Annotated in this window: 14 protein-coding genes; 1 reads left to right on the top strand and 13 read right to left on the bottom strand. The window is 51.5% G+C overall.

What is annotated here, in order from left to right; all coding sequences use genetic code 11:
- Positions 1-70 precede the first annotated feature (70 nt).
- The 9 genes from I2H39_RS22295 to dctP form a co-directional block, all read right to left on the bottom strand.
- On the bottom strand, positions 71-718 hold the full coding sequence (locus I2H39_RS22295) for a GntR family transcriptional regulator (RefSeq protein ID WP_138311049.1): 648 nt from the start codon (positions 716-718) through the stop codon (positions 71-73).
- The gene (locus I2H39_RS22290; protein ID WP_138311048.1) at positions 715-1914 is read right to left on the bottom strand and encodes a hypothetical protein; all 1200 of its coding nucleotides are present in this window, start codon (positions 1912-1914) and stop codon (positions 715-717) included. The genes I2H39_RS22295 and I2H39_RS22290 overlap by 4 nt, the downstream gene beginning before the upstream one ends.
- A 69-nt stretch (positions 1915-1983) precedes the next feature.
- Complete coding sequence (locus tag I2H39_RS22285; RefSeq protein ID WP_195627554.1) at positions 1984-2748, bottom strand: 4Fe-4S binding protein; 765 nt, start codon at positions 2746-2748, stop codon at positions 1984-1986.
- A 145-nt stretch (positions 2749-2893) separates the two neighbouring features.
- The gene (locus I2H39_RS22280) at positions 2894-4084 is read right to left on the bottom strand and encodes a mandelate racemase/muconate lactonizing enzyme family protein (RefSeq protein ID WP_138311046.1); all 1191 of its coding nucleotides are present in this window, start codon (positions 4082-4084) and stop codon (positions 2894-2896) included.
- A gap of 15 nt (positions 4085-4099) precedes the next feature.
- Positions 4100-5287: a mandelate racemase/muconate lactonizing enzyme family protein gene (locus I2H39_RS22275; protein WP_195627553.1), complete on the bottom strand. Its 1188-nt coding sequence runs from the start codon at positions 5285-5287 to the stop codon at positions 4100-4102.
- 93 nt (positions 5288-5380) lie between these two features.
- Complete coding sequence (locus I2H39_RS22270) at positions 5381-6592, bottom strand: DUF401 family protein (RefSeq protein ID WP_138311044.1); 1212 nt, start codon at positions 6590-6592, stop codon at positions 5381-5383.
- Between the two features lie 53 nt (positions 6593-6645).
- Positions 6646-7920 carry a TRAP transporter large permease gene (locus I2H39_RS22265; protein ID WP_195627552.1) on the bottom strand — a complete coding sequence of 425 codons (1275 nt, stop codon included), beginning with the start codon at positions 7918-7920 and terminating at the stop codon, positions 6646-6648.
- Positions 7920-8507 (bottom strand): TRAP transporter small permease, encoded by a 588-nt coding sequence (locus I2H39_RS22260; protein ID WP_178332057.1) that lies wholly within the window; start codon positions 8505-8507, stop codon positions 7920-7922. Before I2H39_RS22260 ends, I2H39_RS22265 begins: the two co-directional genes overlap by 1 nt.
- Positions 8508-8531: 24 nt before the next feature.
- Positions 8532-9686, bottom strand: a complete 1155-nt coding sequence (gene dctP, locus I2H39_RS22255; protein ID WP_195627551.1) for a TRAP transporter substrate-binding protein — start codon at positions 9684-9686, stop codon at positions 8532-8534.
- 221 nt (positions 9687-9907) lie between these two features.
- Here dctP and I2H39_RS22250 point away from each other — a divergent pair, with 221 nt between their 5' ends.
- Positions 9908-10798 (top strand): LysR family transcriptional regulator, encoded by an 891-nt coding sequence (locus I2H39_RS22250; RefSeq protein WP_195627550.1) that lies wholly within the window; start codon positions 9908-9910, stop codon positions 10796-10798.
- Positions 10799-10991: 193 nt separating this feature from the next.
- Here I2H39_RS22250 and hydA read toward each other — a convergent pair whose 3' ends face one another.
- From hydA to I2H39_RS22230, 4 genes are all read right to left on the bottom strand, one after another.
- Positions 10992-12374, bottom strand: coding sequence for a dihydropyrimidinase (hydA, locus tag I2H39_RS22245; RefSeq protein WP_195627549.1), 1383 nt, complete (start codon positions 12372-12374; stop codon positions 10992-10994).
- Between the two features lie 73 nt (positions 12375-12447).
- A complete protein-coding gene (locus tag I2H39_RS22240) occupies positions 12448-12987 on the bottom strand; it encodes a GNAT family N-acetyltransferase (RefSeq protein ID WP_138311038.1) in 540 nt (179 codons plus the stop codon).
- 73 nt (positions 12988-13060) lie between these two features.
- Positions 13061-15643, bottom strand: a complete 2583-nt coding sequence (gene xdh, locus I2H39_RS22235; RefSeq protein ID WP_195627548.1) for a selenium-dependent xanthine dehydrogenase — start codon at positions 15641-15643, stop codon at positions 13061-13063.
- A gap of 16 nt (positions 15644-15659) precedes the next feature.
- Positions 15660-16205 (bottom strand): 4Fe-4S binding protein, encoded by a 546-nt coding sequence (locus I2H39_RS22230; protein WP_195627547.1) that lies wholly within the window; start codon positions 16203-16205, stop codon positions 15660-15662.
- Positions 16206-16259: the final 54 nt, after the last annotated feature.

Here is a 16259-nt window from a genome sequence, read left to right as displayed (position 1 = left end):
AAAATTGACAGTATCAATCTTACATCCTTAGTATTTATGCATTTTCATCCATATCCCCGGACCATGTTCCTTAGAGGGAATAATTCTCCTGAATCTGCTCCTTCACATTCAGTATATCCTTCTGGAGCATTTCCACGGCCCGCTCCGTATCGCGGTTCTCCAGGGCCTCAATGATTTCCCTGTGGTAAAAGCTGTTGGATTCGGCGTTCTTTTTCCAGGCTGTCTGAAAATATTGGGAAATATACGAACAGGATTTTTGAAGGGCAGCGGCAATCACATCGCAGATATAGCCGTTACCTCCCATCTCACAGAGCTTTAAGTGGAAATCCGTGTTGCGGTTCCAGTGGATGGCCACCATCCTCTCATGGTTATCCTTTGTGATGGTATCCAGCTGTCTTAACCGCTCTATCTCCTCAGGGCTAATCCTCTGGCTCAGCCGCCTCAGATTGGCGGTTTCCACATCAATCCTGAATTCCAGAAGGTCCAGTATCTCCTTCAGGGTCACCGGTACCACCTGGTACCCCACCCTTGGTATACTTTTCAGAACATTGTCCTTGCACAGCTCAATAAGGGCCTCCCGCACCGGTGATTTGCTCATGGCATACTTCTCCATGATTTCCCCTTCATGGATGATATCGTTGGGCTTATAAATGCCTTCTTCTATCTCCCGGTAGATTCCCTCCACCACGGTTTCTTTCAGGGTCTTCTTTGTCTTCATCTTCTTTTCTCCAATGCCTTCCCTTTTTTGTAAACCCGTTCCGCCAGCCTGCAGGATATCTCATAGGCTATGGACTCATCCCCATACCGCCAGTCCTTCCCTGGCCCGTCTTTTCCCGGCCAGTCCTTTTCCAGCCAGCCTTTTTCTGCCCAGAGCTGCCTGAACCCATTGACCGCTTCCTCTGTCATGCCTCCCGGCGTGGCGTGGTCCTTCAGCTTGTTCTCCAGGAATTCCCTGGTCTCCAGCTGCAGCGAGAGAAGGTGCAGCTCAAAGGATCTGGGGGCAATGATGTCTGCATTCCCGGCTCTCCCACCGCATTCCCCCCGGGCCCTGGTTCCGGCTCCTTCACCTGTTTCCCCGCAGGCAAATGCCAGAGCGCCTTCATACCATCCTTTTTCCAGCCAGGCCAGTTCATCCATCTGCTGCAGGTCCGGCGCCGGACCGGGCGTAATAAGACCGGGCAGGCCCAGTCTCCGGCGGTTCAGCGCATACAGGACAGCAGCAGCCAGGGCACAGCCGTTTTTACTGCTTGTACCGTCTTTGCCGCCCTTATCCCCATAATACGGTTCCAGGCCAAAGCATAAAAGGTACAACATATGATAGGTAATGCTCATGGACAGCAGGCGCAGGGATTCATCCGGCGTACATTCAAATACCTGCCCAAGAGGATTGAGGAAACGCCTGACATCATCCAGCTGTTTCCGGCCGGGAGGACAGGCAGGGTCATATGTAATCTTATTGAACGCCAGCGAATACACATCCAGCCCGCCGATAACAGTCTCCATGGCAGGCAGAATGCACACGGTTTTCACGCCCTTTCCCAGAGTCCTGGTATACCATTCCGGGCGGGGACTGGGTGCAAAAGAAAGCAGCAGCAGACCGCCCAGCCCCAGTTCCCTGCGGTACTCTGCATAAGGCTTTATGGTATCCTCCGCCACCCCCGCCACCTCATGGGGCCTGACGGAAAGCACCACCGTGGCGGGCCTATATTCCTTCAGCTTATCCAGACAACCGCCTGCCATGATTTCAAAGCCGTATCTGTCCCTCAGCTGCTCCAGTCCCCGCGGACTGGCCTTTACTGCAAACATCCGCCTTTCATATCCTTCCCCCAGCAGGCTTCTGTAACAGGGAACCATATACTCCCCAATCCATCCCATGCCAATAACAGCCAGCCTGTCCGTTCCATCACCCATCATATATTTCCATCCTTTTACAAGTACATCTTAAGATTATAATCCGAAATGCACCGGGATTCAATAGGGGGATTATAAAAACAGCTCATTTTCCCGTCTGATATCCCTGACAGGAGAAAGCTTCTGCTCCAGCATGGCGCATGCCTGCTCAGGCAGGCTTCTGGCCTTTACCGGACAGACAGAGATACAGCGCATGCACAGAATGCAGCGTGACGGGTCCGTGGAAGAAGGATTGCTCACAGGAATCGCCTGCACAGGACATCTGGCAGCACACAGCCCGCAGGATATGCAGGATGCATTGGTAAGCGGAATCACCGGCATCTGCTTCCAGTCGCGGTAGGGCCTGTTTCCGGGCACCTGAGGCTCCTGCCAGCCGTCCCCTTCCAGCTTTTCAAGAATCCCTGCTGCAAAGGATGCCATTTCCTTCTGGTCCTTGCCATCCGGCCTTCCGGCCGCAATATCCCGGACCATGGAGTGTTCTGCCAGCAGCGCTGCCCCTGCTCCAATCTTAAATCCCTGCTTCTTTAAACAGTCGTCCAGTTCCAGAAGGGCATCCTCAAAAGCCCTGTTGCCGTAGACAGCAGCCGTTACAGCCACTGCCCCGTTGCCCTTCAGATATGTAAGCTTCTCTGCCGCATACCCGGGTATCCTGCCGCCGAACACAGGCACGCCCACAATCACGGTATCCTCCGGCCCAAAGGAATACGCTCCGTCCAGGCTGCAGAGGTCCACATCCTTGACCTTCTTCCCCATCTCCATGGCCAGGTTGAGACAGGCTTTCCTGGTGCCGCCCGTGGGGCTGAAATATACAACGGTTATCTGTTCCATCTTATTCATGCTGTTACCTCCGGAATTTTGTATGTTAATCTGATATTCTAGTTATTTTATCACATTCCTCACAGAAAAGCACCCTCTGAAAAGCAGAATTCATTCCTGTCCCCCACAAGGAAAAGCAGGCATTTTACCGCCTGCTTTCCCAAATCTAGTCAACCACTACCCTGGCATAGGACTCCATTGCCTCCTCGCTCATCTCCTGTCCGATTCCCGGCCGGTCGTTCATCACATAGCTGCCGTTCACCGGAGCCCAGGCATATTTGCCTGCCTTCTGGTAATCCGTCTTGAAATTCGCACAGTGTTCCTCATGAATAACAAAATTAGGTATGACGGTTTCCACATGAAGGGCTGCAGCCGTTGCAATGGGACCGCCGCACACATGAAGCTGGATGCCGATGTCATAAACATTCGCCATGTCGCAGATTTTCTTGACCTCTGTAATCCCCCCTGTATTGCACAGGTCGGGCTGTGCAATGCTGAGCGTCCTGTCCTCAAAAAACTGTCTGAATCCCCAGCGTGTGTAGCTCCTTTCTCCGGTTGCAAGGGGGATGTCGCATTTCTGTTTGATATGCTTGAAGACCTCCGGATTGGAAGGCATGGTGGGTTCCTCATAGTACATGATGCGGTAAGGCTCCAGGGATTTGCCTAAAACCACAGCCGTGTTGGCGTCAAGGGTGGAATGAATCTCTATGATAATGTCAAGCTCGTCCCCTCCCGCCTCGCGGGCAGCCGCAATACGCTCCACTGCAATCTTTCTCAGTGCCTCCGGGTAAGCCCCCTTAAGGTTATCACCTCTTTTTAAATAAGCCTGGTTAAAATCCTCCCTGGAAAGCCCGGCAAAGCAGGGGTCAATCTTAACAGCGTCATATCCGTCCGCCATGGCGTCCTTTACAGCGTCATAGTAATCCTTTGGCTCAAACTGGAGCTCGGACCGGTCCAGTTTTGTGATAAGGGTCCTCCACCCCATCTGGAGCTGGGATGCGTATGCCCGGAGCGAATCATGGGTCCTGCCCCCCAGAAGCTTATAAACAGGCAGCCCCAGGGCCTTGCCCTTGATATCCCAGCAGGCAATGTCAATGGCGGCCATGGCGGCGGATACCGTGACGCCTCCATTCATGCCCCAGAACGTATGCCGGTGGAGATGTTCATAAATCTTCTCCGTGTCAAAGGGGTCCATGCCAATGACCATTTTGGCGAAATCCTGGCAGTTTCCCCACGCTGCATTCTGGCAGCTGCCGTAAGAAAGCCCTGCTTCACCAAAACCGCTGATACCCTCGTCCGTATTCACCTTAATTGTAATAAACGCCCCTTTGTAGCATTCCACACTTGTAATCTTCATCTTATGATTCCCCCTTTAATTAAGCGTTATCTGGTCTTCGGATGCAAGCGCCTTTTCAGACCACTGGTTTCCAATGCCAATCTCATCGGTCACGTCCAGATACCCGTTCTTTGGCAGCACAATCTTTGTTGTGAGTTCCATGTTGGAAGGATTCATACTGCGCATATGCTGTTCGTGAATAACAAAATTGGGTATACAAGCCTCCAGCTGCACGGACGGCGGCGTCAGCAGATGGGATGCGCACGTATGAATCTGGACCCCCACATCAAAGGTATACGCCATATCGCAGATTCTCTTGGTTTCCGTGATGCCGCCCGCATTGCCGATATCAGGCTGGATGACCTGGATGGAATTGTCCAGGAAATACCTTATGTATTCCCAACGGCCAAACACGCGCTCCCCATGGGCCAGCGGCATCTTCACATTATCCTTTACATACTTGTTATTGTAAAATACAGGTGTGTTGGGTTCCTCAAAATAGTAAATATTGCAGTCCTGGACAGCTGCCGCCAGCTGGATTGCGGAATTGGAATTGGTACCCGCATGATTCTCAATAATAAGGTCTGTCTTTGGCCCGATTGCCTCCCTAACAGCGTGAACGCGGTCTGAGAAAACCTGTACGAGCTCCGGCGCAAGCAGGCCCAGACGGTTGGTTTCATTTAAAATGTTTCCCTTTTCATCCCAGTTCAGGAAGTCAATTTTAATGGCGTCATAGCCATCCGCAAGGGCAAACCTGGCCCTGTCCACATAGTCCTGTACGGTTATGGCCGGTGAATCAGCAGGCCCCCATCCGAACTGCAGCTGCGAGGCATAGCAGCGCACCTTATCCCGCCGCTTACCGCCCAGAAGTTTATATAACGGTACATTCAGGGCCTTGCTTTTGATGTCCCAAAGTGCAATATCAATGGCGCTGATTGCACTGTACCAGAACGCGCCGCCGTTTTGTCCCCAGAAGGTTCTGAGCATCAGCTGGTCCCACAGTACCTCATTCTCAAAGGGGTCCCTCCCTGCAATAAAAGGCCACATATCCTTTATGACGCCGAAGGCCCCGAAGGTTGCATGGATTCCTGCCACCTCGCCGTCCCCGTAAATACCTTCATCCGTGTAAATGCGGATTCCCACCACCTTGCTTTTCTTTGGAAATTCGGGCGTATTGGAGCGGTTATACTCAGTCAGAAATAATTTTGCGCTTGCTATCTTCATAAATCTTTCTCCTTATCCATATATAACTGTTGACGGGTTTCACTGTGCCTTATATACATATCTCAATGGCATAGTTTTTTCCGGCGGCTTCCTTCAATAAAAAATCCTTCCAAGCAATGCTCCGTATCCATACGAGATAATGGAAAATACAATAACCGGAATAAACGCCCTCACAACAATGTCTCCCAGTGTGGTGTGATAATAATCCGCTGCAACAAAGGAGCAGACATGAGTGGGCGATATCTGCATTGCGGCCCATGCAATGCTCATGAGCATGACAAGGAGAGGAATCCCTCCCTGGGGAAATGCCAGAAACGCCATTGGCATACAGAGTGCAATGATTGTCTGGGAGCCGCTTATGACCGTGCCGATAAAAAACAGCAGGCCGAAGGACATGGTCAGCGAAATAGGAAACCGGCCTATAAAGGAAGGCAGAAGTCCTATGACGCCGGTGTGGGACAATATGCCTTTAAAAAGCATGATGAGATACATATTGCCCAGCAGTATGGGTTCCGCCGACCGTACCATAAGGTCCGGCAGTTCTTTTATGCTGAAATGGTCAAGTACATAATTCGCTGCGATGACCAAAGGCGCTGCCATGCACACGGACCAATTAAATGCAATGATGATGAACAGCACAGCAATCAGGGTCCACAGGTTTTTTACCAGATGGACGATTTCCGCCCGTTTGTCAACTGCATCCTCCATCTGCGGCATTTCCTTTGGCAGTTTTTTTAAATGTGTCACATATACCACGGCGCATGCTGCAACTGCCATAGGAACCATGGCCAGTACAAACAGGCCAGCATTCTGTCCGCTGAGTGTAAGTCCCAGAAGCACAGCCGGAAAGGTTGGAAGGAACATCTCCGGTATATGTCTGTAATAGCATGATACAAAGGTCTTATTTTTAGCGTCCATGTATTCCCCGCATGTCTTGTCAACCATATCTGCGCAGATGGTCATAACCGCTGCTGACGGAAGAAGTCCCATGATTGCAGGTGATACAATGGTATTCATCCGCCGGTTTCTGAGCAGACGGCTGAAAGAATCCTTTGCATTTGCCAGCTTCCCTCTTTTCTCAAGCATGAGCTGGAGAAATATAATGAGATAAAAGCTCAGCAATACGTCTATGGTATCCCAGGCCACGGTCTGCCGCCCCAGAACCATGACTGCATCCTTCAGATTTACGCGGAATAAAATGATAGTGGCTGCTATTCCCCCTGTCATTGCTACAAATAAGGGCTTCTTCAGCCATATGATTACAACAATTACCAGAAACACAATGGAAAGATATAGGATATCCATGTTCCCTCCTGATACTTAGTTTAGTTTCTCCGGTCAAGGCAGGATATCCGGCATCATACCCGGCCAAGCAGGAGCAGTGAAATCGCCGGCACGAATGCCACTACGAAGAATGCGCCAATCAGACCGAGCAGCAAGGGCATCTCTGCTTTGGTAATCTTGTCGATGCTGATGCCTGTAAGGGACGAACCCACGAACAGGTTGATGGCCACAGGCGGCGTCACAAATGCGATGGCAAGGGCTAAATCCAGCACAATGCCAAAGTGAATCGGGTCGCATCCCACCTGGGTAACAACCGACAAAAGGGTGGGAGCCAGAATGATAATGGCTGGTGTGGTCTGTATGAACATTCCCACAAGGAACATGATGATAAAAATCATGAACATGACCACATAATAATTGCTGGATATGCCGAACATAAAATCCGCTATGGTCTGGTTGATATTCAGGTAAGCAAACACAGAGCCCGTGGCCTTCGCTGGACACATAATGAACATGGTGCCCGCTATGAATGCGGCATTGTCCCGGAATACGGCCCAAAGCTTCTCAACTTTCAACTCCCTGTATACCACAAAGCCTATGAAGATACCATATACAACAGCCACTACCGCTGCTTCGGTTGCGGTAAAGAATCCGCCGTAGATTCCTCCCAGTATGATGACCGGCATGACTAAGGCCCATTTGGCATCCCACCAGGCGCTGAATGCCGACTTAATGCGGAAACGTTTCTCTCCCTTCAGCTTATGCTTTTTACAGTATCCGTAATTGATAAGAATAAGGATTCCACCCACCACACAAGACGGCAGAAGGCCCGCAATGAACAGGTCCCCCACGGACTGGTTACAGGTAACGCCATACAGAACCAGGGGATAGCTGGGCGGCACGATAACGCCGAGCCCGCCGGCACAGCAGGCAAGGGCGGTCGCATAATATTTGTTATAACCTTCCTGGACCATCATGGGTATCATGATGGCTCCAATGGCAGCCACGGTAGCCGGTGCGGAACCTGAAACCGCGCCAAAGAACATACATGCTATGACAGTAACCATACCCAGGGAACCCGTGACGCCGCCTATGATAGAATTGGCCGCATTCACCAGACGTCTGGACAGGCCGCCTGTCTCCATAATAGTTCCTGATATCATGAAGAACGGAAGCGCCAGATTGGTGAAGCTTGCAACGCCGCCATAGGTTGTCTGCGCAATAAAGGAGCTGGTGGTAACCGGGTCAATATGAATCAGTACAAACATACTGATGAACATGGCCACCGCAATCGGCACTCCCAGAAACATGAGGCCGAACATTACAAGAAACATAATACCTGTAGCCACTATTGCATCCCTCCTTTCACTGCAGACGCCTCTTTTGCAGCCCTCTTTTCCAGATAAATCCGTTCGCATTCATCCAGGTCCATTGCAGGCTTGGAAGCGCCAAGATTGGCCTCGTTTTCATGTATAAGCTTAACTGTATCCTGTACAATTCTCACCACGCTCAGCACCAGGCCTATGGGAATGATAGAATACACCATCTGCTGGGGAAGTCTCAGAAGCGTGGTCTGGCTGTTCCCAAGTCTCCCGATGATTGTCATCACCACATACAGCAGGTATATGTCAAAAGCCGCAAAAACCCCATTTGAGATAACAAGCATTCCCTTTTTGACTCTGAACGGAACCATCTCCAGCACAAAATCAATGCGCAGATGCTTTCTCTTTGTTACAGCTGCCGACATGGCAAACCATATCATCCAGACAAATGCAATGGTGGCAACCTCTTCCACCCATGCAAAGGAATGCTTAAGTGCATAGCGGCAGAATACATTTGCAAACAGCAGGACTGTAAGGCCTATGAACAAAACAGCAGATATGTACAGTTCTATGTTATCCAGAAACGTTTTCAAGTGGAACTTTCCATCTTTCATACGATACCCTCCGTTTAATCCTGCTTATTTATTCGCCTGATAATCCATGACAAAATCAACCAGTTTATTGTACGCCTCCGAACCCATCTGTTCCTCCACCTGCGGCCATACTGACTTGGCTACGTCCTGGAACACCTTAAGCTCATCTGTTGTCAGTTCCACAACCGTTGTACCTTTTGACTGCATTTCATCAAAGAATCCGTCAGACAAATTTTCTGTCAGGGAGCGGACATACATTTCTGTTTCTTTCCAGAGCTCCTGGAGGAACGCCTTGTCTTCCTCTGACAACGTATCCCAAAACACCGGGCTGGCAGCCATGATGGTAGTTGTAAAGTTATGGTTTGTCTTCATGCAGTAACTCTGCATCTCATAAAGTTTTGAAGAGACGATATTGGACGGCGGATTTTCCTGGGCATCCACCAGTTTCTGCTGAAGGGCGGTATACAGCTCCGCATAGGGAACGGGAGTAACACTGGCGCCAAAAGCTTCCCAGCAGTTCATCTGGATTGGGTCCACCATGGTGCGGATTTTCACACCTTTTAAGTCTGCAGGAGCGTGAATTTCCTTGTTGGCCGTGAGCTGGCGGAAGCCAATATCCAGATGGGCCAGGGGTATGCATTTTGTATCAGCCTGGGCACGCTGGTCCCATTCCTGACGTATCTGCGAATCCAGGACCGCATAAGCATCGTCGTAATCCATATACAGATATGGAATATTCAGCCCAGCATAGGCCGGTGTATAATCTGCCCAGGAACCGCAGTTCAGCATGAACATCTCGTATGCGCCGTTCTGTGCGCCGCCAATGTATTCCTGGGTGGACGAAGCCAGCTGTCCGTCCGTGAATATCTGGGTGGTGATGCGGCCGCCGCTGCGTTCTTCAATCTGTTTGCAGAAATAAATCATTCCCTTTCCGGTCTGGCTGATTCCCTCTCCGGCAACGTCTCCTGCCGATGAATTGGTGGCAAAACGGATTTTAAAAGACGCCCCCTGGGTGTGGTCCACACCGCCCGGGCTTCCGGTCCCGTCACCGCCTTTCTTTTCGGCAGCAGCTCCGTCAGACGAAGCCGCTGCTGCTGGCGCCGTGGCACTTGTGGCATTTGAGTTTCCGCAAGCCGCTAACGGCAGAAGCATTGCGGCTGAAACCATGGCTGCAATCACTTTCTTCATTGTTTTTTTCATTCTTGTTCCTCCTTTTTTATAAAAATGTGATTCCCGTTGCTGTTTCCTAATATTTGTCCAATCACTCCCCCACCTGCTTGAATCCATTCATAATTTAATCTATAATTAAGGTACACTTGAGTATATTTACTGATTTATCTAATATAATTCAACCATATTTATGCAATTATTACTAATTACTTTTTTTTAACGATTAATAACTTTTGGAAATGGGAGGGCGTATGAATTACCAACATCTGGAATACTTTCTAAAGGCCGCTGAATACCAGCACTACACGCGCGCCGCTGAACATCTGCATATCACACAGCCTGCTCTTACAAAGGCTATACTTGGGATTGAAGAAGAGATTGGCGCCCCGCTATTCATGAAACGGGGCCGGAACATAGAATTGACAAAATACGGAAGTATCTTTTTTGATTATGCAAAACGTTCCCTGGAAGAAATCAACCATGGAATATCCGCTGTAAAGCATCAGGTCAACAGCGACCTGAATACGGTTGACCTATCCGCCTTATGCTCCATCAATACCACGTTTCTGCCGAGGAAAAGCGCTCAATTCCAACTTGCTTATCCCGATTGCAGCCTGAATATAACCTTTAAATATACCACAGCCATCATCAAGGATGTGCTCAATTATACCAGTACCCTTGGTTTATGCGGAGAGTTTGACAATGAATCCGAGTATGCCAGCCTGGAAAAAATCCTTCTTTATACGGAACCAGTAAAATTTGTCATAAGCAGAGTGCATCCCCTGGCATGCAGAAAACTGGTAGAGCCCAAGGAACTGAAAAACGAACCCTTTGCTGTCTACAACGTAAGCACCAACGGCACCAACCGCCTGCTCTATGAAATATGCGAAGGAGCAGGTTTCAGGCCGAAAACCCTTACAGCTGCTTATAATGATTACGGATTGATTAATGAGGTTATTTCCAACCAATGCATCTCCATTGTTTCCCGCACTTTTTATAAGCAGTTCAGAAGCTTAGGCTTTACGGAGCTTCACCTTGCTACCAATGTTCCCCTAATCCAGAGAATATATCTGACATGGGTCAGGGATGCAGCGCTTTCTCCGCTGGCAAAGGGATTCCGCGAGATTCTTCTGAGCAAATGAACACAAAACACACTCCGCCCCCGCTGACCAAACAATGCAATGGTTGTTTGGAATCGCAAAAGATATACAGAAAATACAAATAAACCAGCAGCCATGCCCCATATCAGAGAACATGACTGCTGGTTTTATTTGTAAGTCCTTTACCATCCGATTTTTATATTTTCATCTGTACCAGGAGAATATCATCTGCTGCCTACAGCCCATACTTCCCGCGCTTCACAAACTTCCCTGCCTTTTCCACCACCACCTGATGGTCCTTCACCACCTGGGTACCCCGCAGGAACACGCTCTCTATACGGGCCGTCAGCTTCCTTCCCTCAAATGGAGCATAGTCCACATTCTGCACCTGGTCCGCTGCCGTAACCCTGTCCTCCACGCCGGTTCGCATAACAACGATATCCGCGTCGCTTCCCGGGGCAATAACTCCCTTTTCAGGATACATTCCATAGAGCTTGGCAGGATTTTCCGACAGCAGCTGGCACATCTTTTCCCTGGTAATCCTTCCCGCGTCCACGCCATAGGTGTAGAGAAGCGTTCCCCTTGTCTCAACTCCGGGCATGCCTCCCGGAATCCTGGTAAAATCATCCTTCCCCAGTGCCTTCTGCTCAGTGGTAAAGCTGCAGTGGTCCGTGGACACGGTCTGGATGGTTCCGTCCGCCAGGGCCTTCCACAGGCAGGCGCTGTCCTCCTTTTTCCTCAGAGGCGGAGCGCATACATACTTGGCCCCTTCCATGCCGGGAAGGCCGTACAGGCTGTCATCCATAAGCAGGTACTGGGGACAGGTCTCCGCATATACCTTCTGGCCCCTTTTCCTGGCTTCCATGATTACGTCATAGCCCTCACGGCAGGTAAGATGCACCACAATCACAGGGATATCCACCACCTCAGCCAGCCTCAGCAGCCTGTCAATGGCCTCGGCCTCGGCCGCAGCGGGCCGGGTGGCCGGGTGGCTCTCCACGCCCATCCTTCCGGCAGCCTTTGCCTCTGCCTGAAGGGCGGCTATCATGCCGCTGTTCTCACAGTGGACCCCGGTGATTCCACCTACCTCCTTAAGCCTGCGCAGGATTTCAAAGATAGTCTTGTCGTCTACCTGGGTATCGTATGTCATGTACAGCTTAAAGGAGGTGATTCCCTCTTCCATCATGTCGTTAAGCTCCCTGCTGACCGATGGGTTCCAGTCCGATATGGACATGTGAAATCCATAATCACAGGAACACTTGCCGTCCGCCTTTTCATGCCAGTTCCTGAGTCCGTCCGCCAGGCTCTCCCCTTCATACTGGGTCCCGAAGTCCACGATGGTGGTGGTGCCTCCCCTGACAGCCGCCCTGGTTCCCGTGGCAAAATCATCTGCCGTAACCGTTCCGGCCACATGGAGGTCAAAATGGGTGTGGGCGTCGATGAAGCCCGGAAAGAGCAGGCAGCCCTCCACATCCACAATCTGTGTATCCTCATCCGCCAGGCGCTCCATTTCCCCACTGGTTCCCACTGCCGCCACCTTTTCCCCGTCAATGAGCACATCCGCCCGGACACTGCCGCTTCCGCCAACAACGGTTCCGCCTTTTAATACCTTCTTCATATATATCACTCTCCTGTTCTGTTTCTCTCTGTCAATCTAACCATATGTTCCGGCCTATTTCCCTTTTTCCCTGTCACCTGTGGGCATCCGCCGCCATAGCCTCCAGCCGTTCCCCGTCAATCCGGTACACGGTCCAGTCGCTCATGGCCTGGGCTCCCATTCCCAGATAAAAGTCAATGCTGGGTTTATTCCAGTCCAGGCACCACCACTCCAGACGTCCGCAGCCCCGTTTAACCGCAATGGCTGCCAGCTGGTTTAAAAAGGCGGTGCCGAAGCCGCGGCCCCTGTACCCGGGGCGCACATACAGGTCCTCCAGATAAATGCCGGCCCTTCCCAAAAAGGTGGAGAAATTATGGAAGAACAGCGCAAATCCAACTGTCTCCCCGTCCTTCATTCCCAGAATCACCTCTGCCTTTTCCTTCTCAAACAGCCACTGGTTCAGCAGCTCCTCTGTAGCCACCACCTGGTTAAGCATTCCCTCGTAATCAGCCAGTTCCTTTATAAACCTGAGAATCATGGGTATATCCTGAGGCGCTGCAAACCGGAATTCAATGGCCCTGTCCGTACCTTCATGTTTCATCCCACGCCCTGTTCCGCCAAGGGTGTTGTCCATGATGTCATCTCCTTATGTGGAACAAGCGAAAAGCAGGTGGACTGCCTTTCGCCGTTCATTTCCAGTGTTATGTTTATTTTTTCTTTGAATAATACGTGTCGTCCATGGGGAGCGTTGTCCTCAGCACATGGTCCTTTGCGTAATAAGCTCCCTGTGCCGCCGGGGCAGTTGGTATGGTGGCAATCTCCCCGATTCCCTTTGCACCGTAGGCAAAGGGCAGCAGTTCTTCCTTCTCCACATAAATTGCATGGATATCCGGAATCTGGGTGGAGCGCATCAGTCCCAGGGTGCCGTATTTTGCCTGGGGAACGCCGTTCTTTAACGGGAAGTCCTCGGTCAGGGCATAGCCCAGTCCCATGAGCACGCCGCCCTCAATCTGGCCCTGGATGGAAATGGGGTTCACTACCTTTCCGGAGTCATGGGCAGCATACACTTCCTTTACCCTTCCGTCGTCGTCCAACACCACCACATGGGTTGCAAATCCGTAGGCCACATGGCTCTTTGGATTGGGTACATCCGCGCCCAGCTTATCGGTGGGGTCAAAGAACTCCGCAAAGAACTCACGGCCTTCCAGCTGGCTTAAGTCCCCACCTGCTTCCTGCAGCGCTTCATTCAGATCAGCCGCAGCCATCCTGATTGCCTCGCCTGTAATCAGGGTCTGACGGGAACCGGACGTGGTTCCTGAATCAGGGGCCACCTCGGAATTGGCTCCCATATTCCTGACCAGTTCCCTCCCAAGGCCGGTTGCCTCGGCAACCATCTGCACAAATACGGTGGCGCATCCCTGACCGATATCGGAGGCAGCGCTGTACAATTCAATTTTTCCGTCATGGACAGCCAGCTTTGCCCGGCCCTTGTCAGGGAGGCCCACGCCCACGCCTGCGTTCTTCATGGCGCAGGCGATTCCGGCCCTGCCGGGATTGCTCTCATAGGCGTCCTTTACAGCCAGAAGGGTTTCCTTTAGGGCTGTGGAGCAGTCTGCAATCTGTCCGTTGGGAAGCACCTTTCCCGGTTCAATGGCATTGCGGTAGCGGATTTCCCATGGGGAAATACCCACCTTCTCCGCCAGAAGGTTAATGTTGGATTCCAGAGCGAACTCACTCTGGCATACACCAAAGCCGCGGAACGCGCCTGCCGGCGGATTATTGGTATAGTAACCAAATCCCCGGATATCCGTATTCTGATAGCAGTAAGGTCCTACGGAGTGGGTGCACGCCCTCTCAAGCACCGGTCCGCACAGGGACGCATAGGCGCCTGTATCAAAATAAATCTCACAATCCAATCCTGTAAAGATACCGTTCTCATCGCATCCAAGGGTAAAGGTGCCCTCCATGGCATGGCGCTTGGGATGGAAATTTAAGGATTCCTCCCTGGAGAATACCACCTTTACCGGCCTTCCCACCTTAAGGGCTGCAAGAGCTGCTATGTGCTGCGTGGAAACGTCCTCCTTGCCGCCGAAGCCGCCGCCTACCAGCTTGTTCTCCACCACCACGCGGTCCGGGTCCCAGCCCAGCATGATGGAAATTTCCTTCCTGGTATCGTAGACCCCCTGGTCCGTGGAATATATTTTCACTCCATCCTTGTAAGGAAATGCAACTGCGCATTCCGGTTCCAGGAAAGCGTGCTCGGTAAAGGGCGTGCGGTAAGACTGTGTCACCACGTATTTGGAGTTCTCCAGGGCCTTCTTCGCATCCCCGCGGGTAACATGGCGGCTCTGGCACAGATTGCCCTTCTCATGGACCTTGGGCGCATCCTCTGCCATGGCCTCCCGGATGGAGCACACAGGCGTCAGCTCCTCATAGTCTATCTTCACCATCCTCTTTGCCTTCTCCAGGATGTCCCTGGACTCGGCAACCACCAGGCAGACGGCATCGCCCACACAGCGGGTAATCTCCCCTTTTGCAATCATTACATCCCAGTCCTGCTGGAGATGGCCCACCTTGTTGTTGGGGACATCCTGGGCCGTGAGCACGGCCAGCACCCCCGGAAGTGCCGCGGCCTTCTCATAATTGATATCCAGCACCCGCGCCCTGGGATATTTGGAACGGACAGCCGATGCATATACCATTCCCTCCATCTCCACGTCATCCGGGTACTCGCCGTAGCCCAGCACCTTTTCCCGCACATCCAGGCGGAATGCCCGCTTCCCTACGCCGTACTCATCTCCCTTTTCAAGGGACTCCTCAATTTTGGCATCCCCCCGCAGGATGGCTGCTGTAAGCTGGATGCCTTCAATGATTTTTTTATATCCGGTACAGCGGCAGATATTTCCCTTCAGGGCAACCTTGATTTCCTCCTCAGTGGGGTCCGGCACACGGTCAATCAATGCCTTTCCGGCCATCACCATGCCCGGTGTACAGAATCCGCACTGCACGGAGCCCATTGCCCCAAAGGCGTACACAAAGGCCTCCTTTTCAGCGTCGCTTAATCCCTCCGTGGTAATAATGTTCTTTCCCACCGCCCTTCTGGTGGTCAGGACACAGGACTTGACTGCCTTTCCATCCACCACAATGGTACATGTTCCGCAGGCTCCCTCACTGCATCCGTCCTTGACGGAATGAAGGTGAAGGTCGTCCCTCAGATAACGCAGCAGCGGTTTGTCCTCGCTGGTACAGCGTTCCTCTCCATTCACTGTAAAACAATAGTTCTCTCCCATTTTATGCCTCCTGCCTCTACGCCTTTACTGTGAAAATGCCGTCGGCATCCAGTATGATTCCCCTTGGACATTTGACTGCACACATACCGCAGGCGATACACTTTGCTTCATCGATGACCGCGTGGTTATTTTCTATCCTGATTGCATCCGCCGGACAGTTCTTCACGCAGATACCGCAGGCAATGCAGCCCACGGAACATTCCTTCCTTGTCTGCGCCTCTGCATCCTGGTTCACACATGCCGGGTAAACCGGATATTCCGGCGTGGTAATGCGTATCAGGCTCTGGGGACAGGCTTTTACGCACAGCCCGCAGCCCACACATTTGCCCCGGTCCACCTCTGCAACCCCAAAGCCGTTTATATGGATGGCATCCAGCTTACAGGCCGCCACACAGCTGCCCATACCCAGACATCCCCATTTACATTTCAGTATGCCTTCCGGATGCTCTGCCATAACCTGCCGGCAATCCCCTGTCAGGTCCTCCCGCAAAATGTCTGCCTCTGCATGACAGCCCCCAAAGCATTGCACCACAGCTACTTTTTTATTGCGCTTTTGTGCCATTTTGTTCTTCTCCTTTCATTATTCTCCAAAAAGAATAACGTTACTTTTTTAACA

Source organism: Clostridium sp. 1001283B150225_161107_B6, assembly GCF_015556325.1.
Taxonomy (GTDB): domain Bacteria; phylum Bacillota; class Clostridia; order Lachnospirales; family Lachnospiraceae; genus Enterocloster.
The sequence above is the reverse complement of the archived record's forward strand: the minus strand, read 5'-3'. Positions and strand labels throughout refer to the sequence as shown.

Excerpts from the sequence above, each read along its gene's own strand:
- I2H39_RS22240 (WP_138311038.1), bottom strand. The coding sequence starts at position 12,987 with ATGGACAACACCCTTGGCGGAACAGGGCGTGGGATGAAACATGAAGGT.
- I2H39_RS22250 (WP_195627550.1), top strand. The coding sequence starts at position 9,908 with ATGAATTACCAACATCTGGAATACTTTCTAAAGGCCGCTGAATACCAG.
- I2H39_RS22230 (WP_195627547.1), bottom strand. The coding sequence starts at position 16,205 with ATGGCACAAAAGCGCAATAAAAAAGTAGCTGTGGTGCAATGCTTTGGG.
- I2H39_RS22275 (WP_195627553.1), bottom strand. The coding sequence starts at position 5,287 with ATGAAGATAGCAAGCGCAAAATTATTTCTGACTGAGTATAACCGCTCC.
- I2H39_RS22285 (WP_195627554.1), bottom strand. The coding sequence starts at position 2,748 with ATGAATAAGATGGAACAGATAACCGTTGTATATTTCAGCCCCACGGGC.
- xdh (WP_195627548.1), bottom strand. The coding sequence starts at position 15,643 with ATGGGAGAGAACTATTGTTTTACAGTGAATGGAGAGGAACGCTGTACC.
- I2H39_RS22290 (WP_138311048.1), bottom strand. The coding sequence starts at position 1,914 with ATGATGGGTGATGGAACGGACAGGCTGGCTGTTATTGGCATGGGATGG.
- I2H39_RS22270 (WP_138311044.1), bottom strand. The coding sequence starts at position 6,592 with ATGGATATCCTATATCTTTCCATTGTGTTTCTGGTAATTGTTGTAATC.
- I2H39_RS22280 (WP_138311046.1), bottom strand. The coding sequence starts at position 4,084 with ATGAAGATTACAAGTGTGGAATGCTACAAAGGGGCGTTTATTACAATT.
- I2H39_RS22260 (WP_178332057.1), bottom strand. The coding sequence starts at position 8,507 with ATGAAAGATGGAAAGTTCCACTTGAAAACGTTTCTGGATAACATAGAA.
- I2H39_RS22295 (WP_138311049.1), bottom strand. The coding sequence starts at position 718 with ATGAAGACAAAGAAGACCCTGAAAGAAACCGTGGTGGAGGGAATCTAC.
- hydA (WP_195627549.1), bottom strand. The coding sequence starts at position 12,374 with ATGAAGAAGGTATTAAAAGGCGGAACCGTTGTTGGCGGAAGCGGCAGT.
- dctP (WP_195627551.1), bottom strand. The coding sequence starts at position 9,686 with ATGAAAAAAACAATGAAGAAAGTGATTGCAGCCATGGTTTCAGCCGCA.